Raw genomic sequence first — 20,790 nt, 5'->3', positions numbered from 1 at the left:
TGGACAGAGGAGTCGCACTGTTGATCAATCGAATCATTTCGACTCTTCAAGCACCTTGACCCCTCACACCCCCATCTCCAATATGGGAGCGCTCCCACTGGTTCAAGGCTTGTTGCTCCTCCCCCCATTCTCCGAGCCGCAAGGAGGAACCAGCACCATGGATCCGAGCCCTCGATGGAGACGTCGTCGCAGGTCACGACGGCTTTGGACCGCCGTAGTGGCGGCACTCGCCCTCCCGCTCACGACGCTGGCGACCGGTACGACTCCCGCACACGCGGCCACGGTTCAGTGCAGCGTCGACTACAAGACCAACGACTGGGGCTCCGGCTTCACCGCTGATCTGACGATCACCAACCGGGGCACCGACGCCATCAACGGCTGGACCCTGACCTACGCCTACACGGGCAACCAGACGCTCACCAACGGCTGGAACGGCACCTGGTCCCAGTCCGGCAAGTCGGTCACCGTGAAGAACGCCTCCTGGAACGGGACGATCGGCGCCGGGACCGCCGTGACCACCGGAGCGCAGTTCACCTACGGCGGCACCAACACCGCCCCCGCGTCCTACGCCGTCAACGGCACCACCTGCACCGGCGCGCACCAGCCGCCGATCACCGTGCTGACCAGCCCCGCGGCGGGCGCCGTCTACACCCAGGGCGACGCCGTCCCGATGGCCGCGACCGCGGCGGCGGCCGACGGAGCGACCATCTCCAAGGTCGAGTTCTACGACGACACGACCCTGCTCGGCACCGACACCAGCTCGCCGTACACACTGTCGGCGTCCGGACTGGCCGTCGGCAGTCACTCCGTCCTCGCGAAGGCGTACGACAGCCTCGGCGCCTCGGCGGAGTCCGTACCGGCCGGCATCACGGTCGCCTCGGGACCGGCGATCGTCGCCTCGCCGACGCAACTCGGCGTCCAGCAGGGCAAGTCGGGAACGTTCGCGGTCAAGCTCTCGACCCAGCCGAGCGCCAACGTGACGGTGGCGGTGGCCCGCACGGACGGGAACACCGGGCTGTCCGTCACCGGCGGTTCGAGCCTGACGTTCACTCCGTCCAACTGGAACACCGCCCAGACGGTGACGATCACCGCCGACGCCTCGGGCACCGGGTCCGCGACCTTCACGGCCTCGGCGACCGGTCAGGCCAAGGCCACGGTCACCGTGACGGAACTGGCCGCGTCGAAGGCGTACGACGCGCGCTTCCTGGACCTCTACGGCAAGATCACCAACCCGGCGAACGGCTACTTCTCCCCCGAGGGCATCCCGTACCACTCGGTGGAGACGCTGATCGTCGAGGCCCCGGACCAGGGACACGAGACGACGTCGGAGGCGTACAGCTATCTGATCTGGCTCCAGGCGATGTACGGGAAGGTCACCGGCGACTGGTCGAAGTTCAACGCCGCGTGGACGACCATGGAGACGTACATGATCCCCACGCACGCCGACCAGCCGACGAACTCCTTCTACAACGCCTCCAAGCCGGCCACCTACGCGCCCGAGCTGGACACTCCGAACGAGTACCCGGCCAAGCTCGACACCGGCGTCTCGGTCGGTCCGGACCCGATCGCCTCCGAGCTGAAGAGCGCGTACGGCACGGACGACGTGTACGGCATGCACTGGCTCCAGGACGTGGACAACACCTACGGCTACGGCAACGAGCCCGGCAAGTGCGAGGCCGGTCCGACCGCCACGGGTCCGTCGTACATCAACACCTTCCAGCGCGGCGCGCAGGAGTCGGTGTGGGAGACGGTGCCGCAGCCGACCTGTGACGCCTTCAAGTACGGCGGAACGAACGGCTACCTGGACCTCTTCACCGGGGACTCCTCGTACGCGAAGCAGTGGAAGTACACGGACGCTCCGGACGCCGACGCGCGTGCGGTGCAGGCCGCGTACTGGGCCGACGTGTGGGCCAAGGCCCAGGGCAGGAGCGCCGATGTGTCGGCGACCGTCGGCAAGGCCGCGAAGATGGGCGACTATCTGCGCTACGCCATGTACGACAAGTACTTCAAGAAAATAGGCAACTGCGTCGGCCCGACGGCCTGCGCCGCGGGTACCGGAAAGGACGCCTCGCACTACCTGCTCTCCTGGTACTACGCCTGGGGCGGCGCGAACGACACCTCGGCGGGCTGGGCCTGGCGCATCGGCTCCAGCCACACCCACGGCGGCTACCAGAACCCGCTGGCCGCCTACGCGCTCAGCAGCAACGCCGACCTGAAGCCCAAGTCGGCGACCGGCGCCTCGGACTGGGCCACCTCGCTGACCCGGCAACTGGAGTTCTACCGCTGGCTCCAGTCGAGCGAGGGCGCCATCGCGGGCGGCGCGACCAACAGCTGGGCGGGCCGTTACGCGACGCCTCCCACCGGGACGCCGACCTTCTACGGCATGTACTACGACCAGCAGCCGGTGTACCACGACCCGCCGTCCAACCAGTGGTTCGGCTTCCAGGCGTGGTCCATGGAGCGGGTCGCCGAGTACTACCAGCAGACGGGGAACGCGAGCGCCAAGGCGGTCCTCGACAAGTGGGTCACCTGGGCGCTGTCCAAGACCACGATCAACCCGGACGGCACCTACCAGATCCCCTCCACCCTCCAGTGGTCCGGCGCACCGGACACCTGGAACGCCTCAAGTCCCGGCGCCAACACTGGACTTCACGTCACCGTCGCCGACTACACGAACGACGTGGGGGTGGCCGCCGCGTACGCCAAGACCCTGTCGTACTACGCCGCCAAGTCCGGCAGCACCCAGGCGAAGACGACGGCCAAGGCGCTCCTGGACGGCATGTGGAACAACTACCAGGACGGCCTGGGCATCGCCGTCCCGGAGACCCGCGCCGACTACAACCGTTTCGACGACAGCGTGTACGTGCCGAGCACCTTCACCGGCACGATGCCGAACGGCGACGCGGTCAACTCCTCCTCGACCTTCGCCTCGCTGCGGTCCTTCTACAAGAACGACCCGGCCTGGTCGAAGATCCAGAGCTATCTGGCGGGCGGCGCCGCGCCCTCCTTCACGTACCACCGGTTCTGGGCGCAGGCGGACATCGCCCTCGCCATGGGTTCGTACGCGGAGCTTCTCGAATAGTCCCCGCTGTGGCTCCGGGTACGCGGTCCTGTCCCTGACGGCAGGGCCACCGGCCGGGCGGTCCCTCACCGCACTGAGGGCCGCCCGGCCATCCATCTGCCCCTTCCCGACTCCTCCTGCGCACCGGAGAGGACTCCCCCCGTGCGAAGAACACGCATCCTCACGGCCGTACTCGCCCTCGCCGCCGGGCTCTTGGCCGGCACCCCGCCCGCACTGGCCGCGAGCACCCCCACGACTACGGTCGCGGCCGACACGTACACCTGGAAGAACGCCCGTATCGACGGCGGCGGCTTCGTCCCCGGCATCGTCTTCAACCGCTCCGAGAAGAACCTCGCCTACGCCCGTACGGACATCGGCGGCGCCTACCGGTGGGTGCAGGCGACGAAGAGCTGGACGCCGCTGCTCGACTCGGTCGGCTGGAACGAGTGGGGCCACTCGGGAGTCGTCAGCCTCGCCTCCGACTCCGTCGCCCCGGACAAGGTGTACGCGGCGGTCGGCACGTACACCAACAGCTGGGATCCGACCAACGGGGCCGTACTGCGTTCCGCGGACCGGGGCGCGAGCTGGCAGAAGACCGACCTGCCCTTCAAGCTGGGCGGCAACATGCCCGGCCGTGGCATGGGCGAGCGGCTGGCCGTCGACCCCCGCAGGAACAGCGTGCTGTATCTCGGCGCGCCCAGCGGCAAGGGGCTGTGGCGGTCCACGGACTCCGGGGTGACCTGGTCGCAGGTCACCAGCTTCCCCAACCCCGGCAACTACGTCCAGGACGCGACGGACACCAGCGGCTACGCCTCCGACAACCAGGGCGTCGTCTGGGTCACCTTCGACGAGTCGACCGGCACCGCGGGCAGCGCCACGCAGACGATCTACGTGGGGGTCGCCGACAAGGACAACGCGGTCTACCGCTCGACGGACGGCGGTGCGACCTGGTCCAGGCTCGCCGGCCAGCCGACCGGCTACCTCGCCCACAAGGGTGTCCTCGACGCGGCGAACGGCTATCTCTATCTCGCCTACAGCGACAAGGGCGGCCCGTACGACGGCGGCAAGGGCCAGCTGTGGCGGTACGCGACCAAGACCGGAACGTGGACGGACATCAGCCCGGTGGCGGAGGCCGACACCTATTACGGCTTCGGCGGGCTGAGCGTCGACCGGCAGCACCCGGGCACCGTGATGGCGACGGCGTACAGCTCGTGGTGGCCCGACACCCAGATCTTCCGGTCCACGGACAGCGGCGGCACCTGGACCAAGGCGTGGGACTACACGTCGTACCCGAACCGCTCGAACCGCTACACGATGGACGTCTCGTCCGTGCCCTGGCTCACCTTCGGCGCGAACCCCTCGCCGCCCGAACAGACGCCCAAACTCGGCTGGATGACCGAGGGGCTGGAGATCGACCCGTTCGACTCCGCCCGGATGATGTACGGGACCGGCGCCACGATCTACGGCACCGAGAACCTCACCAACTGGGACACCGGAAGCCAGTTCACCGTCAAGCCCATGGTCCAGGGGCTGGAGGAGACGGCCGTCAACGACCTCGCCTCTCCCCCGTCGGGCGCTCCGCTGCTCAGCGCGCTCGGTGACATCGGCGGTTTCCGGCACACGGATCTCACCAAGGTCCCCTCGATGATGTACACCTCGCCGAACCTCACCAGCACGACCGGCCTCGACTACGCCGAGACGAACCCGAACACGGTGGTCCGCGTCGGCAACCTCGACTCCGGGCCGCACATCGGGTTCTCGACGGACAACGGCGCCAACTGGTTCGCGGGCAGCGACCCTTCGGGCGTCACCGGCGGCGGAACGGTCGCCGCGGCCTCGGACGGCAGCCGCTTCGTGTGGAGCCCGGCGGGCACCGGGGTGCAGTACACCACCGGGTTCGGTACGTCGTGGTCCGCGTCGAGCGGTATCCCCGCGGGCGCGGTCGTCGAGTCGGACCGGGTCGACCCGAAGACCTTCTACGGCTTCAAGTCCGGCAAGTTCTACGTCAGTTCGGACGGCGGCGCGACCTTCACGGCGTCCTCGGCCGCCAATCTGCCCAGCGGGGACAGTGTGCGCTTCAAGGCGCTGCCCGGCGCCAAGGGCGATGTGTGGCTGGCGGGCGGCGCGAGCGACGGGGCGTACGGGCTGTGGCACTCGACGGACGGCGGCGCGACCTTCACCAAACTGTCAGGCGTCGACCAGGCCGACACGATCGGCTTCGGCAAGGCGGCGACCGGGGCCTCGTACCAGACGCTCTACACCAGCGCGAAGATCGGGGGCGTACGCGGGATCTTCCGCTCCACGGACAAGGGCGCGAGCTGGACGCGCATCAACGACGACGCCCACCAGTGGGGTTGGACCGGCGCGGCCATCACCGGGGACCCGCGCGTCTACGGACGCGTGTACGTCGCGACGAACGGGCGCGGGATCGTCTACGGCGACACCTCGGACGCCGGGGGTGGTGACGGGGGCGGCGGTACGGATCCGACACCCCCGTCGACGGGGGCCTGCACGGTGACGTACAGGATCACCAACCAGTGGCAGGGCGGCTTCCAGGCCGACGTGTCCCTCACCAACACCGGCTCCACCGCCTGGAGCGGCTGGAACCTGGGCTGGTCCTTCTCCGACGGCCAGAAGATCACGCAGCTGTGGAACGCCGACTACACCCAGTCGGGCGGGGCGGTGACGGCCAAGAACGTCGGCTGGAACGCGAACGTGGCACCGGGTTCGACGGTCGCCTTCGGCTTCACGGGGAGCTGGACGGGGGCGAACACGAAACCGGCGGCGTTCAGGCTGGGGGATCAGGCCTGCGCGGTGAGTTGAGCCCTTGGCCTGCCTCCGTCGGGGGTGCCTGTCCGCCGGCCCCACCCGGTCGGACGGGTGCCCCCGAGCTGCCCGGACTCCCGCGATGATCACAACTACGTCACCTCCTTCACGTATACATCACACGTTCTTCACATCCCCCGATATCGTCACCCCATCACGAACCGTTCCTGGGGGGACCATGTCGCACAACAAGCCGCCGCACGAGTACGAGCGGCCGCCCGTAGCACCCGGATCCGCGCCGGAGCCGACGAGGGCCCGTAAGGCACGAAGGCGCCACCTGCTGCCGGTGATCGCCGTCGCGCTCCTCCTCGGCGTCGGCGCCTGCGGCAACGACAGCGGCGAGGACAAGAGCGGCACCACGAAGGTCGCGGCCGCCAAGGCGCGGCCCACCGTCACTGTCACCGCGACGGTGACGGCAACGGCGACGGTGACCGCGGAGCCGGAACCTGCTCCGACCGTGACCGCGACGAAGACGGTCAAGGTGAAGGTCACCGTCACCGCGCGCGCCGCCTCGGGCAGCGGCTCCGGCGGCAGCGGAAGCAGCGGCGGCGGAACCAGCGTCAGCACCTGCTCGATCACCTCCAACGCCGGCAACTGCTATTCGGCGGGCCAGTACTGCCGCAACAGCGACCACGGCGCCAGCACGACCACCGCGGGCGGCACCAGGATCACCTGCGCGTACCGCTCCGGCGGATGGCGCTGGACCTACAGCTGACAGCCGCTCGGCCGGACCCCGCGAAGCACCGGAGCCCGGACAGCAGCCGGCCCCGCACCGGGCATCACTCCGGGCGGGGCCTCAGCAGCATCCCCGACTTGCTCGGAACGGATGCCTGTGCGACCAGCGTAACCGGCGGCACCGACAACGGCCCGGCACGCCCGCCGGGCCGCCCGAGCGACGGGGCCCGCCAGGAACCTTCGGCCAACCGGCGTTAGCCGACGGGGTGTTGACCGCTGCCTCGACCGGCAGGTTTGGCATTCGAGAAGGCCGAGTGGGAGGAGTGCGGTGAGTGCTCCACGAAGCCGGGATACCGGGGCGCGCCCGCCGGCATCGCCAACCACGAGCGCAAGTACCACTCCGAGCAGTAGAGGACACGGAGCCCCATGACGCATCAGCAGGTTCTCGCGCAGTCCGTTCGCACACTCGGCGGCACCTGGGACACCCAGCGGGCGGTCACCGCGCTCCGGGACGCCGGGGTCGGCGACGGGGACCGGATCCAGCAGGAGAAGCGGGTCCGGCAGGCACTCCGCGACCTCGCGACGGCCGGCCTCCTCGTGAAGACCGACCCGGACAGCGCCACGTACCGCCTCACCGATCAGTAGACACCCGGCACCAGGGCCCCGCCCTGACGGCCGCCGGGCCGGCTCCGCCGTGCGCGAGACGGCGCGACGGACGGCCCGGGCGGGTCGAGGGCAGCCGCGAAACCTCCCGTGGGGAGCCGGGAGGAGCGGCGGGCCGGTCGGAACCGCGGTTCAGGCAGGACCCGTGCGGAGGCCGACGCCCGGGAGCTGTGGAACCCGCACGCCCAACGATGCACCACAATCGGCCACCCGGATAGACCATGGCCGGAAGTTGCTGCCGACCCGCCGCGAGCAAGAGGGCCATCGGAGGCGACCGGACACGCGGCCCGGCTCAGGGCGGACCGAAGGCAGGGCTCAGGGCGGGTCGAAAGCAGGGCTCAAGCCTGGTCGCGAAGCCGGACACCGGGCCGAGTGCGCCAGCGTACGGGGGTGCGGCGCGCGATACCGGAGACCGGCCCGCGTCACAGTCGGGCCGGGCTCCGGCACATACGAGCCTACAAGGCGCCGCCGCCGAGGACGGGCCCGCACCGGCCGCCGTGGACCCGGCAGGCACGGACCCCCGGCGGATACAGGTCGCGGCGGCTCTCCGACGGGTTCGAAGAGCCGCCGCGACCTGTGTTCGGCCACAGGGACTCAGCGGCTCACGGCGTGTACACCGACGGTCGCGGGGCCGTCGCCATGCCGTTGCCGAGGAAGAAGCTCGGGTGCGGGGGCTGGTTGTACGCGGTGTTCTGCCAGGCCAGGGCTGTGCGGTACTGGGTGTCGTGGAGCAGGGTGGTGATCAGGGCTCCTGAGCAGCACAATTACAGTGCCCGCGATTTCCCGTCAGTTCCCGCGACTTCCCAACCTGACCCTCCCCAGACGCTCCCCGGCAACGTATCGCTCCCCAATTCCTCCCCAGGGAGAGACTCCTCCGGGCGCCAGTAAGCAGGCAGGATGCCCTATCCCGGCGATTCCCCCGACGCGTCCCGGCTCGCCGAGTTCGGGATCGCTCAGGCGACCGCGCAGAAGGTCCACCGCAGGCTGCGGGATGAAGTGCTCATCTACACGGAGCCCGGCCCCGGATCGTTCGTGAGCCGGCGGGCGGCCGAGGGCTGACCGCTGTCAGACCGGAGGGCTAGGCTTTGATCCATGCCCTTCTCTCCCTCGCCTTCGGGTTCCGCGCGGCCTGCTGCCGTGGTGAATGAGGAGATCCGCGCCTTGGTTGTGCGGGCCGGCGGCTGGCTGTACGGGCCCTCGCGGGACCGGTACGAGGTCCTCGTCGCCGAGTGGACGGTAGCGGTCGCGGCGGAGCAGCTGCGCGAGGACATCGTGAAGGCGGCTTAGGATCCTGCGGTGGCAACCGTCGAATTCTCCCCGAGCCTGATCGAGCTGGAACGTTCCGCCTGGGAGGGAATCCAGGCCGGCACACTGACCGTGGAGGCGGCGCGGGCCGTGCAGGAGGCGGTCGTCGCGTTCGCCGAACAGGCCGGGGTCCCGCGGTACGACGTCGGGATGGGGCTCAAAAGGGCCGTGCGGCATACCGCACAGTGATCTGCTCCTCGTCCCACACCAGGGTGTCCCCACGGGTCGCGGCGACTGGCGGTTCGCTGCCGCGTTGCGCCATGACGCTGAAGCTTCCCCAGCTGGAGATGCAGCGGTAACCGTGCCGCTCGCACCACAAGCCCGGCTCGTCGGCCTCCAGTGCCCCGGCAAGAGTGAGTCGACTGGGGTCTGCGATGGCCCGGTTGCCGATCATTCTGCGCAGGAAGTACGCGGACTCCTGGTGCTCCCCGAGTTCAGCCGCGCGACGTTGAGGGTGCGTGAGCGGATTGGCCTGCTGCATGTGCCAGGCCGCGAGCTCTTCGAGCGTCCTGAAATTCACCACGGCACCCTCCTGGCAGCAGTCCGCCCCGGTGCATCACGCCGGGGCGGCCTCAGCTCACGCAGCCAGCATGCGCTGATGGATGAGTCCAAGTTTAGGAGTCGCCGCCGACAACGGGGTCGGGCTAGCAGACGGACACCATCCGGGCCGCCCGCGCGCGACAGCATCAATTCCGTGCCGCGAGCTGATCCTTTGCCGTCTGTGCCTGGGCCCGAACGTCTGCGTCGAAGCAGTCCGGGTTCTGCAGTATCACGTTCGCCATCGTGTTCAGCCGCTTGTCCTTCTCCTCCTGCGTATCGGCCGTGGGCTCCACAGCATCACCCTCCGCCACCAGTCGATCCACGGCGAGTTCGGCGGACGAGCATGTCGCGGCTTCCGTGTCGGAAGTCGGCGCCGTAGCCCTCCCTACAACGAATCCGCACGCAAGCGAGCCTGTGACAAGGACCGCGGCGACAGCGACGAGCACCCCAGTCCGTTCCCTGATCTTCCGCGACGCGGGCGTTGGCGATGCGAGTATCTCGGGTTCTGCTTCTGCCATGGTGTCCCCCTCGGAACAGTCGAGGGCTGGATCATAGATGCGTATGTCGCGGGTGCCGAACCGCGGGCAGTACCCCGGGCAACGAGACGCCCCTCGCCAACGGGGACGGCAACAAGAGGCGGGGCCAGTCTCGCAGGTCTGGTGAGTCGGGGATCGACTAGGACCTGTCCGGTCGATCATGTTCTGAGCCAGATGACGAGGGCTGCTGCGGTGGCGGTGCCGAGGAAGACGTAGCCGCGCTTGATGCCCCTATGGATGTCAAGCTGCGAGGGCCTGGTCGCGGGGCCGAGCGTGGGCTCGGATGATGGTCGTGTAGAGCTCTCGGGCGACATAGCGTTTCAGGCATCGGATGGCTTCGCGTCGGGTTTTGCCTTCGGCGACGCGTCGCTCGACGTAGCTGCGGCTGCGTGTCTCCCAGCGGAGTCGAGCAAGGACGATCGTGTAGAGAGCCGAGTTGGCCTGACGGTCACCGCCTCGGTTGAGCCTTCTGCGCTGTGTCTTGCCGGAGGAGGCTTCGACCGGGTTCACCCCGCAGAGCGAGGCGAACGAAGCCTCGCTGTGGAGTCGTTCGGGATTGTCGCCTGTGGCGATGAGCAATGCTGCGGCGGTATCCGGGCCTACGCCGTAGCAGTCAAGCAGCGGCGGGACGTGCTGCCGAATCATGTCGGTGATCTGCTGCTTGAGAGCGGCGATCTCATCGTCGAGTTCCTCGACTCGACGGGCGAGCAACCGCAGGGTGAAGACCGCGGCAGCCGTGGCCGTGCCGGCCGTAGACCTGTGCAGTGACTTGCAGGCTCGGACCAGTTTGGGAATGGTCAGCCCGTCGAGGGGCTCTCGCAGCTCTGGACTGGCCGTCACGAGTACGGCCCTGAGCTGATTGACAGCCTGGGTACGAGCTTTGACCGCGGAAACCTTGGCCATCTTGAACAGCCGGAGAGCTTCAACGGGACCGTCGGCGAGCTTGGCCGTCGCAGTGGCTCGGCCGGACAGCACGGCGTGGGCTGCAGCTTCGGCATCGATGGTGTCGGTCTTGCCGCGACGGCGGCGTGTTGCCTTGTCCGGCTGGTTCACCTCGATGACGGTCAGCTCGTTGGTGCGCAGAAATCGGCTCAGCGCGGCTCCGTAGGAGCCGGTGCACTCGACGCCGGCGCGGCTGACCAGACCTGATGAACGGGCCCAGTCCAGCAGTTGCTGGTAGCCATCGGCCGTGGCAGGAAAGCTCCGGGAGCCGATCAGCTTGCCCGTTGTCGAGATCACGGCTGCCACGTGGGTTGTCCTTGTGGGTGTCGACACCCAGGACGACCTCACGCTGGCAGTCCTGAAAACGGATCGGCTGGGTCGTGTTGGTACTGGTCATCGGTCTCCTGCCATCGAACCGGAGTTGGTGGCTGTTGCCGGGCCGGCAGGGTGGTCAGGACTGTGACGGTGCCTGTCGCGAAGGCCCCTATCGGGACACACCCGCCGGTCCGACGACAGCGAGTGCCGTCTCGGACAGTGGCCGACAGATCAAGACTCAGGACATGACAGTCAGTCGTATCGCGGGTCAAGCCCCCACCGAGACGGCACCGTTATCCTCACAGTCGTATCTGGTGGCCACGGCCCGATGCTGCTTGAGCCGGTTGATCGCTCGTTCGATTGTGTTGCGCTTCTTGTACCGCTCCTCGTCGAAGCCGGTAGGCCGTCCCCCGCGTGAGCCTTTGCGCCGGCGGGCGGCCCGGCTGTCGGTTTTCTCGGGGATGGTGTGCCGGATGCCCCGGCGCCGCAGGTATTCGCGGATGGGTCCGTTGTTGCTGTAGGCCTTGTCCGCTGCGAGACTGTCGGGTTTCTTGCGAGGTCTGCCCGGTCCGAGCTTGGGGCCCCGGATCTTCTCCAGCACCTGGTTGAACTGGGTGCAGTCCGCCCGCTGCCCCGGTGTGACGATCAGGGACAGCGGGCGGCAGCGGCCGTCCGCACTCAGGTGGATCTTGCTGGTGAACCCGCCCCGCGAGCGGCCCAGGCCCTCACTTCCCGCACCACCTCCGCCAGGCGGACGTGCAGGCTCTGCCATGCGGTTTCGTCCTGGTGTTCTGCGAGTACCGCCCCTTTTGACGCCGGGACCGGCGGTGGGTCAGTGCGAGCGCCAGCCGCATGCTGATGCGCACGGACGATGGTGGAGTCCACCGAGATGTCCCAGTCGATCTCACCCGCGGCATCGGCCGCGGCCTGGACCTGCTGCAGCAGACGCTCCCACGTTCCGTCCGCCGACCACAGCCGGTGCCGTTCATAGACCGTCTTCCACGGCCCGAACCGTTCCGGCAGACCACGCCACTGCACCCCGGTCCGCACCCGGTACAGAATGCCGTCGATCACCTGCCGGTGATTCCGCCATCGGCCACAACGCCTATTGCTGACCGGCAGGAACGGGCGCAGCCGTTCCCACTCTGCGTCGCTTAGATCGCCCCGCCCCATGTCCACATCAACGACCCGAACACGATGCTGTCACGTGATCCGACCCGGCGAGCTCTAGTCGCCCGAGAAGCCGAAGATGCCCAGGTGGGTGGGCCTGTCATCGGAGTAGAGGACGACGTAATAGCCGGTCCACCGCATCCGGCACTCGCCGAGCAGGCTCCGCAGGTGCTCCTCGTGGCTCGCAGCCTCATTGGCAGCGGCGACGAGTTCCTCGTACTGCTCGACCGTGGGGCGGTCGGTAGCGAAGTGGTGAACCACCCGGCTGAGTGCCAGAGGGCGCAGGGTGCCGTAGTCAGAGGCACGAGACCGAACCGGCGGGTCATCTGTGGCAACGATCCTGTCGATGTCGAGGATCGTATGGGTGCCCTCTGTCCCCATGAACTCCTCATCCTCGTACAGGTCCTCGAGGCTGCGGTAGCTCGCACCGTCGCCGTACTCCTCCTGAAACACACTGGCCTGCAAAGTCGCCAAAGCCGCCTCGACGTCCCCGTCGAACCTGGTGACGTAGTCCCACCCACTGGCGCCCATCGAGCCGCCCTCCCTGGAGATCATGAACGGCCAAACGGTAGCGGCGGACGCTGACATCGGGGGCTTCCACGAGGCTCAGCCGACTTCCCGGTTTGCGGTGTCCAAGGGATGGCCGACGGCAACAGAAAGATCGCCAGGACAGGTCCTAAGCGGAGACGGAATTTACCGCACCATGCGGAGCGTGGCACGACTACACAACTGACCCTCGCCAGGTAATCGACATCTCGACCATGGACCAGGCCAGCCGTTCTCAACCCCCTCCTTCAAGACATCACCTAGCTAATGGCGCGGGTGGCTAGTTTCTGAAATTTCACACCATGGGTCGTCGCAGCAGTCTACGACGGAATCCTTTTGATAGTAAACGTCAAGACGCCTACCGCTGAAATCACCCGGCGTCCAATCGATACACGAGGGCCGCATTCCGTTGCCAGCCCGACAGAACTCTTCCGTCGCGGCTCGAACCACAGCAATGGGCAATGTGCTTTGCGGATCGTAATAGCGTGATAGATCCGGTTCCGAGACTACATGCGGATCTACGTCAGGCGGCGTGGAATTGTTGGAAATCCACACATGTTCGGCAATAGCGGCATCAATCGAAACTGTGGAACCTGGAGGGAGAAGCCACTTGAGGGCACCATATCCGGTCTGATTATTTACTGCGACATGCAAGTAGCTGTCAAACCGCCGCAATGCCTCGATCCCGTTCAATCGATAGCTGGAGAGCGTGAAAGAGGCGGTTACTTCCTCATGCGCAACATTAGCGGCCAGATCGTTATTCGCATTCACCGTTCCAAAAATTTCATTGATGATTCGCAGAGCAGTCGGCCATTCCACAGAATAATACGTTTGGCCACTGATGAATATATTGAGGATCAAATCTAACTCCTTGAAGTGGTGTACTCGCAGACAAGAAGGGCACGACCGGCGATTCATAATGGGACTCTCGTGGCGCTATCACAATATCACCTCGCCTGCAGGTCTGCCGGTCGTGGGCACCCAAGGTACTAGCGAGGCCGCCATCCGAACAGAATCTCACACCTGACGACCGATACGACCGGGCTCCCTTCCACGTGGAAGGGAGCCCGGAGTCATGCAAATTCGCTGCTATCCGCATTCTACTGCTTGCGAATTCAGCGAGGGTTGAGCAGAGCGAAAAGAATCTCTATGGATGCACTGGGAGCCCGGCAGTTCACTCATTTGAGTGGGGGTTCGGCGCCCCCCAGTAGCGTAACTCCCTCCATACTCCCTGACTCACCTCGATGCCAAACGGTTAGACTTGAGCCTCGCGGAAGAATCGCTGGCACACCTACATAGCACGTATAGGTGCCATCGCAAACCCCCTTGGGTCTGTTGATCACAACTGTCGCCCTCTCGATTCCTCTATATTGCATGGCCCAAGCAATCTTGGATTCGACGTGAGAGGCGGTCGGGTAGGGAGCCAGATCATGCGGATGTTCCAGCCCTGCCGACTTGAGGTACGCGGCGATATCCGACCAGGAGCCGTCCTCTCCGCTTGATACCGTCGGACCGATCTTCGCGCCTGTAGTGCCATCAATTACCTGGCCCGTAGTGATCTTCTCTGCAGTGAGGCCATCTGCGACTTCCTCAATCGCCCCCGTCGGGACACCGCACGTATTGTGCACCAGGACCGGCGTGTCCCCCGCGAGCACGTAATACGTGTGGAGGTCAGCGACAGTCATGTTGTACATGGCAGCCGAGCCAGGTCGCTCGCGGACGGCAACGAGAACCGTATTGCCGTTTCCGGCTGTTCTCAGTGCATGCCCTGGCTTGAGCTTTCCTGCCGGAACCCAGGTTTTCCTAGTGTCGTCCCAAAAGGGATGCTTTGACGTTGTGTGCAGGGTGACGTTTTTGCCGTTGCGACCTCGAATATTCAGGTCGATCAGGTCGTTGTCACGATTTTTGAAGGTAGCTGTGACGGTGCGGGGGCCGACGTGCTTCCCCGTGCCGGCGTCGCCTGCCTCTACCTTGTCACCCGGTCTGATTCTTTTGATCGGCTTGGTCTTGCCGTGTGCAAGCAAGACAAGGGTCGAGGCAGAAAAGCTGCATCCGCCTCGGAAACCGGCGAATCCGTAGGAGCCTCCGAGCATTCCCGAAATGACGGCCGTTTTGAACAACGAGTTCCGTACACCGCAGAGCCCATCGTCTTTCGCGCACCCAAGATCGGGTATTTGAGAGGTACTCGGGCCATCCTGCTGGGTGGTACCGCAGTTCCCGGCCATTGCGTATACGCAAACCCCATTGATGTAGGGTATGCCGCCCTTGTGCTCGACCGTCGGAGGCTTGGGTCCCTTCTTGAAGGACAATTTGATGGTGACGTGCGAACTGTCTCCGGTGATGGTGGTGGAGAGGGTGCCGTGAATGCCCTGGTAATTCACCTTGGTCGTGTAGTGCCCGGTGTAGTGGTACGTCCAACCTCCCTTACCGTTGGGCGAGAGGTAGTCGCGGTAGGTGCCGCCGTTGCCGTCGCTGCAGCCGTTCTCGCAACCGGTGTAGGGGCGTAGGCCGGTGGGGTCGCTCTTGGTGACGGGGGTGTTGTTGGCGTACGCGTATCCGTTGAGGGATTCGTGGTCGTCCGCAGAGAAGTCAGGGTCGCCCGACAGGAACCGTCCGATGACCGGGTCGTACTCGCGTGCACCGATGTGTGTCAGGCCTGTCTGGGCGTCAGCCGGCTTTCCGAGGAATCCCTTGTCGTCAGGCCATGGGGCGAGTGTGCTGCCGCGGGTCTCGCCGAAGGGCTTGGTGTAGCGGCGTGTGATGGCCTGGGTCGCTGCGTCGACGACCATGGTGGCGGTGCCGTGGTGGTCGTTCACCATCCAGTACAGGCCGGTATTGGTGCGCAGAGCGGTGCCGTCGCCGGCCCCGTAGGTGCGCTGCGCTGTGAATTTCTTGGCTACCGGGTCGTAGTGGAGTTCCTGGCCCTCAAGGTAGAGCACGGTCTCGGTGGACCCTCGGCGCAGCAGGAGTTGGCCGTTGGCGTCGTAGAGGTAGCTGGTGGTTTTGCCGTTCTCGGTGAGGGTGTCGAGTTGGCCCTCGATGTTCCAGGTCAGGTTCTGGTCGCCGGAGGCACCGGGGCGGTGTGTGGTGTTGCCCTGTTCGTCGTACTTGTAGTTTCCGGTGGTGGTTCCGCTGGTGGTCGAGGTCAGAGTGTGTGGCTGGCCGGCGCCCTGGGTGTTGACGGGCGGGTAGGCGTAGGTGGTTTTGGTGTCGCCGGTGGCGGTGTGGGCGGTCTGGGTGTCCCGCATGCCTCCGGTGGTGTAGGTCCAGCTGGTCCAGTACGGGGCGGGCCCTCCCAGGGTGGAGGCCGACGGGCTGGCGGAGCAGTCGCCGGACTGCGGTGTCCAGGCTCCGGTCAGGCGCTGGTGACCGTCATAGGTGAAGCACTGGTTGTCGGTGGCGCCGGCTTTCTGTTTGATCGACAAGACGTTGCCGGCGTCGTCGTAGTTGTAGTCGACGTCACTGGTATAGCCAGTGTTGGTCTGGTCGAGGGTGTGATTGTTCAGCAGTCGACGGGTGCCGTCCTCGTAGCGGTCCGAGACTTGCAGCTGCTTGGCGGTCGAGGAGGTGCCGAGCGTGGTCTGCTGCGGTTCGCCGTACTGGGTGTAGCCGATGCTACGGATGTAGTTGGTGTTTCCGGATACGGTGTCGACGAGCCCGAGGTCGTTGTACGTGTAGGAGACCGTCTCCACTGGCAGTCCGCCTGCGGCGGGCAGGATGGTGTTGTTGACCGTGCCGTCGAGGTTGTAGGCCGCGGTCGTGGTGAAGGTCTGAGGTGCGCCAGCCTGCACCAGCGGGTCAGTGGCGGCGAGGACGGTCTTGGTGGTGGTGGGCTGGTAAAGGTTGTTGTAGGCGGTGACCTGGGTTGCGTAGATACGGCCGGTGGTACCGCCGACATAGCGGATGGCTGCGGACAGCTGGCCCTTGGCGTTGGCGACCGAGTCGTAGGTGAACTTGGTCAGCTGGTGGGCGTCGTCCTTGGTGCCGTCCCACGTGCCGATCTTGCGGCCCAGCACGTCGTAGTCGCTGATGAGCGTGCGGGACGTGCCGTCCTTGGTGACCGTGGCGGTCAGGGGCTGGTCGGCGTCGTCGTAGGTGAGGGTGGTGGAGCCTTTGTCCGGGTCAGTGGTTTGGGTCTCGCGGCCGCGGATGTCGTACGTGTGCCGCCAAACGGCGTTGTCGGGTCCGGTGACAGTGTCGAGCTTGCCGGTCGGGGTGTAGGTGTACTTGGTGCGGGTGTAATCGCTGCCGGTCGGGGCCGGGCCTGCGTATTCGCGCCGCTCGATGACGCGATCGCGGGCGTCCTTGATAGTGAGGGTGCCGGAGCCGCCCTTGGCTGCGGTAACCGCAACCCGGTCGCCTTGATCGTCGGTCTTGGTGCGCCAACGTTCCTGGCCATTGACCCGGAAGATGAGGTCAGTGGGTCGTCCGGCGCCGTCGTAGATGGTCTCCGTGGAAGCTGGCACCGAGCCGGGCAGAGTGTTGGCCAGCGCGCTGGTGGGGCTGATGTTGTCGTAGACCTGATCGTTCGCCAGGTAAGCCAGACCGCGATCGTCGTAAAGGGTCTCAGTGATGACCCGGCCACCGCCATATGCTGGTATCTGCGTCTGGCGTTTCCTCAGCAGGGCGTCGTAGATCTCATACGAGGTGTTATACGTCTTGCCGTCAGCCTTGAGGGTGTCGGTGCGGACCCAGGACGCGTTGTCCTTGGCTGCGGGCATGCCGTACGCGTAGACGATGCTCGCCGCGTCTTCCAGCACGCGGGAGCGGTTCGGCTTCCAGATCGAGGTGACGCGGCCGAGTGCGTCGAGCTGCCATTCGGTGATCTTGCTGTTGCGGTCGGTCTGCTTGATCACCTGCCCCCAGGCCGGGTCGATGTCTGCGATGACCGTGTACAGCTTGGGGTCGGTGACCGTGGTCTGAGTCAGGGGGCCGTAGCTGGTGTCGTCGGGAACATAGCTGGTGCGGGTTGTGCGGTTGTCGGCGTCGGTTTTGGTCTCCGGCCGACCCCAGTCGTCGTAGGTGGAGGTGGAGACCTTCTGGTAGGTGGGCTGGTTCTGCGCGTCGTAGCCGGAGATGCGGTACGACGAAGTCACCTCGCCCTTGGTGGGCGCCACGCCGACTGCCTGGTTGTCGTAACCGGTGGTGTTGTCGGAGATGGTGTTGTCGGGCAGCTTGGGTGTCTTGTCACAGCCGACCGCGTAGCTCTCGATGCGGGAGGGAAATTGCACCAGCCAGTCTGTGGTGTTGCGGACGTAGCTGGTTCGGGTGCAGATCTCGTCGTCGGTCCTGGCTATGTCGCCCTGGTCGTCCACCGTCTGGGGCATGCCGTAGGTGGAGTCGTAGGTAGTGGTGGTTCTGGTGCTGCGGGTGCCAGTGGAGGTCTTGGTTCGGTTGGTGATGGTGGCCGGCTGCATGAAGTACGACTCGGTGGTGCCCCAGTCGTACTTGTGGCTGCCAGTCCGCTGTGACCAGGGGGTGTTGATGGTGCCGTTGACCTCGGTGGCGCCGTCGTAGGCGATGGTCTCTCGGACGAATCCAGCGTACTGGCGGTCGTCGTCGATGCTGGTGCCGGTGGAGTCAGTGACCTTGGCAACGCGAGGGGTGCCGTCCTTCTCCTTCTCGCCATTCAGGCCCCGCATGAACAGGTTGACGACCTTGCCGGTGGGGCCGGTGCCGTCGCCGCTGGTCGTGGTGACCTTGGCGTAGCCGCGCCATTGGTTCCAGGTGCGGTATTTGGCCTTGGTCAGGCCGTCGTCGTCGGAGTAGCCCCAGCCAGCGCCGTCGTCATAGCTGTAGCGCGTCTCCTGGGAGTCGCTGCCATAGAGGTCGTCCTGGAAGACAGAGGTGACGACGTACTTGTGGAACCAGTCGAGTTCGGGGGTTGCGCCGGACTGGGACCAGTACACGGGGAAGCAGCGCAGGGTGTTGTTGTCCTCAGAGGACGGCATCGTGGTGCCGCGGATGCACTGCGGGTCGGAGTAGTTGACCGTGAGAACCCCGCCGGTCTCATTGATGATCTTCCGTACACGCCATTTGATGTAGCGGAGCGTGTCGCCGCCGCCTTCGACGTGGTTGGACAGCTGGATGCCGTCGAAGGTGATCGGAGGCAAAGCGGCGTCGGTGGTGCCAGCTTTGCCGGTGTTCTGAATGGACTTCAGCCACAGGCTGGGCGAGGAGGCGTCCCCGGAGTCGGGGAAGTCCTGCTCCAGGTGCCAGCCGTCGACGCTGCGACGGGTAGTGCCCGAACCGGTCCACACCGACGTGGTGATGTCCTTCAGCCGGTAGCGGGTGAAAAAGGACGGACCGATCTGGCCTGTGCACGTCGCGCCGTCGGCGCAGATCAGGTCGAAGGGGACGTCGGGCCAGTTTTCCTTGGTGTCTTTGGTCAGGCTGGAGCAGTCGCTGGCGATGCAACGCTGCGTGTAGGTGAAGGTGACCTGCTGGGCCGGCGGCTGGGTGAAGATGCTGCTGCTGCGCAGGCCGTAGTCGATGTTCTTCAAGTAGCCGGATCGGACGTAGCTCGTGCCGGGATTGTCGACGCCGTTCTTGGCGTAATTGTTCCGCTCTCGGCCGTACCAGTAGGCCATGGCGTTGTTGTGGGTGTCGACGACGTAGTCGAGGTTCCACTTCCATGCCTGATCGCAGCCGGAGTCGGCGAAGGTACTGCCGTGGCAGGGTTCTCCGGCGTCGTCGCCGAAGACCGGGGCGGCCCAGGTGGAATTGGTGACGGGGTCGTCGTCGGCGGTGCCATGGTCGCTCCACCCGGGGAGGCGGTGCTTGCCGAAGTAGTACTGGGTACCGTCGGTGCTGGTCACCTTCCAGTACTCACCGTTGTCGTCACCATTGCTGGTGTTGCCAGTCAGGTGCTCGACCTTGGTGGCGTCGTCGTTCTTCAGCCGCCAGGTGCCTCCGGAAGCCTGCGATTTCTCAGCACTGTCGCAGGAGGCCGTGTCCGTACAGGCGTTGACGAGTTCGGCGGCCTTGCCGTTCAGAACGAGGGTGGCGTTGGCGTACTTCCAGCAGAGGTCGCCCTTGCCGTCATTGCCATCATCCTTGCAGGACCCGTACTTGCGTTCGATGTAGGACTCGGTGATCCCGAACCCTTCACCGATCACAGAAGTCTGGTTGTTCTCCGAGGAGGTGCGTCCGTCGACCGAGCCGGAGCTGTAGGAGATGGCCAGGTTCGGGGACGGTCCTGCGGTCGCCGGTGGGACACGCAGGGGGTAGTTCCAGTTGAAGTCGCCTGTGCTGCCGCCGGCTTCCCAGGTGGCCGAGGGGCCGAGAGGGCTGGCACCGAAGTCGCCGCTCGGTCCCGAGGACGCCGCGGTGGCTGCCAGCACCATCGGAGCTCCGAGGCTCACAGCTGAGGCGGGCAGGGTTGCGCTGACTTTCTGCGTGGCCGGGTCGTTATGCGGCGAGGACAGGGGGCTCTGCTTGCGGCACTTGGCCAGCTGGGGTGTGGTCAGGGCGCATGCGGGCAGCTGCACGAGGTGCAGGCGTGAGCCGTAGGAGCCGCCGAAGGCGTCGCTGAACGCCGCGTAGTCGAGGCTGAAGCGCCACTTTCCGTGGGTGGTCTTCTCCGGCGTGAGGGCGATGAGCGTTCCGCTCACGCCGGCCTTGTCGGCCGTCGTATGCCCGTATACGCGCACTCCCAGGGAACCGTCGGCCGTCGGCGCTCCGGGTGCCGTCTTGGTCTTCTTGCCGCGCCCAAGGGGGGTGAGAGTGACGGGCAGGGTGCCCGCCTTGGCGGCTGTGGTCTTGGCGGCGGCAAGGTTGATGCGCGTGGTTGCCGCTGCTGGCCAGTTCACGTGTGCCAGTCGCTGCTTGGTCTTCTTGCCCGTGGTGGCGGCCCGGTTCGCCGTGCTCTGCTTCTTGGCCTTGAAGGCCGTGACTTTGTTGATCTTGGGTTTCGGTGGTGCCGGGAAGGCATTGGCTTTTGCGCTCGCCGCCGCTGGCAGGGCTGAGCCTGAGGGAACGGCGAGTTGCGGTATGAGGGCGAGACTCACGGCGAGAGCGCCGCGGGCGACCCAGCGGCGCACTGGCCGTGGGGGTCTGCCGCGTGTTGCAGGATTCACGTGGGTGGCTTCCTTGCCTGATGGCGGGTTCATCCCCTGCGGTCTACCAGGGGTGGCTTGGATGAAGGGAATGGCTGCTATTGCCAGGGCGGCCGGAACGCGACGCGTTCCGGCCGCCCTGGCAATAGGGATC

General features: G+C 66.1%; 12 protein-coding genes and 3 pseudogenes. 7 read left to right on the top strand and 8 right to left on the bottom strand.

Translation table 11 applies throughout. The features are described from left to right. The first annotated feature begins 157 nt into the window (after positions 1-157). From OG485_RS34500 to OG485_RS34485, 4 genes are all read left to right on the top strand, one after another. Complete coding sequence (locus OG485_RS34500; RefSeq protein ID WP_328672484.1) at positions 158-3,082, top strand: glycoside hydrolase family 48 protein; 2,925 nt, start codon at positions 158-160, stop codon at positions 3,080-3,082. A gap of 141 nt (positions 3,083-3,223) precedes the next feature. Continuing rightward, positions 3,224-5,884 (top strand): cellulose binding domain-containing protein, encoded by a 2,661-nt coding sequence (locus tag OG485_RS34495; protein ID WP_328672483.1) that lies wholly within the window; start codon positions 3,224-3,226, stop codon positions 5,882-5,884. 181 nt (positions 5,885-6,065) lie between these two features. Continuing rightward, on the top strand, positions 6,066-6,602 hold the full coding sequence (locus OG485_RS34490; RefSeq protein WP_328672482.1) for a hypothetical protein: 537 nt from the start codon (positions 6,066-6,068) through the stop codon (positions 6,600-6,602). Positions 6,603-6,988: 386 nt separating this feature from the next. Next, positions 6,989-7,207 carry a hypothetical protein gene (locus tag OG485_RS34485; RefSeq protein ID WP_328672481.1) on the top strand — a complete coding sequence of 73 codons (219 nt, stop codon included), beginning with the start codon at positions 6,989-6,991 and terminating at the stop codon, positions 7,205-7,207. 620 nt (positions 7,208-7,827) lie between these two features. Here the strand turns inward: OG485_RS34485 and OG485_RS34480 are convergent. Further along, positions 7,828-7,968: pseudogene (locus OG485_RS34480) on the bottom strand (rhamnogalacturonan lyase family protein); the annotation flags it as partial. Positions 7,969-8,122: 154 nt separating this feature from the next. Between OG485_RS34480 and OG485_RS34475 the strand changes: the two are divergent. The 3 genes from OG485_RS34475 to OG485_RS34465 are packed head-to-tail and all read left to right on the top strand — an operon-like array spanning position 8,123 to position 8,719. Continuing rightward, complete coding sequence (locus tag OG485_RS34475; RefSeq protein ID WP_328672479.1) at positions 8,123-8,284, top strand: hypothetical protein; 162 nt, start codon at positions 8,123-8,125, stop codon at positions 8,282-8,284. 33 nt (positions 8,285-8,317) lie between these two features. Next, entirely contained in the window at positions 8,318-8,512 is a 195-nt protein-coding gene (locus OG485_RS34470; RefSeq protein WP_328672478.1) for a hypothetical protein, read from the top strand. A gap of 9 nt (positions 8,513-8,521) precedes the next feature. After that, the gene (locus tag OG485_RS34465) at positions 8,522-8,719 is read left to right on the top strand and encodes a hypothetical protein (RefSeq protein ID WP_328672477.1); all 198 of its coding nucleotides are present in this window, start codon (positions 8,522-8,524) and stop codon (positions 8,717-8,719) included. On the opposite strand, the gene OG485_RS34460 is transcribed toward OG485_RS34465, so the two are convergent. The 7 genes and pseudogenes from OG485_RS34460 to OG485_RS34430 form a co-directional block, all read right to left on the bottom strand. Continuing rightward, positions 8,688-9,053, bottom strand: coding sequence for a hypothetical protein (locus OG485_RS34460; protein ID WP_328672476.1), 366 nt, complete (start codon positions 9,051-9,053; stop codon positions 8,688-8,690). The two genes, OG485_RS34465 and OG485_RS34460, sit on opposite strands and share 32 nt — an antisense overlap. A gap of 163 nt (positions 9,054-9,216) precedes the next feature. After that, positions 9,217-9,588 (bottom strand): hypothetical protein, encoded by a 372-nt coding sequence (locus OG485_RS34455; protein WP_328672475.1) that lies wholly within the window; start codon positions 9,586-9,588, stop codon positions 9,217-9,219. A gap of 258 nt (positions 9,589-9,846) precedes the next feature. Then, a pseudogene (locus OG485_RS34450) lies at positions 9,847-10,945 on the bottom strand (IS110 family transposase). 186 nt (positions 10,946-11,131) lie between these two features. Continuing rightward, positions 11,132-12,036: pseudogene (locus tag OG485_RS34445) on the bottom strand (IS5 family transposase). A gap of 54 nt (positions 12,037-12,090) precedes the next feature. Next, positions 12,091-12,588, bottom strand: a complete 498-nt coding sequence (locus tag OG485_RS34440) for a hypothetical protein (protein WP_328672473.1) — start codon at positions 12,586-12,588, stop codon at positions 12,091-12,093. Positions 12,589-12,843: 255 nt separating this feature from the next. Further along, on the bottom strand, positions 12,844-13,440 hold the full coding sequence (locus OG485_RS34435) for an Imm1 family immunity protein (protein ID WP_328672472.1): 597 nt from the start codon (positions 13,438-13,440) through the stop codon (positions 12,844-12,846). 317 nt (positions 13,441-13,757) lie between these two features. Then, on the bottom strand, positions 13,758-20,690 hold the full coding sequence (locus OG485_RS34430; protein ID WP_443048808.1) for a polymorphic toxin-type HINT domain-containing protein: 6,933 nt from the start codon (positions 20,688-20,690) through the stop codon (positions 13,758-13,760). Positions 20,691-20,790: the final 100 nt, after the last annotated feature.

The sequence above is a fragment of the Streptomyces sp. NBC_00328 genome (assembly GCF_036139655.1).
In the GTDB taxonomy this organism is placed as follows: Bacteria; Actinomycetota; Actinomycetes; order Streptomycetales; family Streptomycetaceae; genus Streptomyces.
The sequence above is the reverse complement of the archived record's forward strand: the minus strand, read 5'-3'. Positions and strand labels throughout refer to the sequence as shown.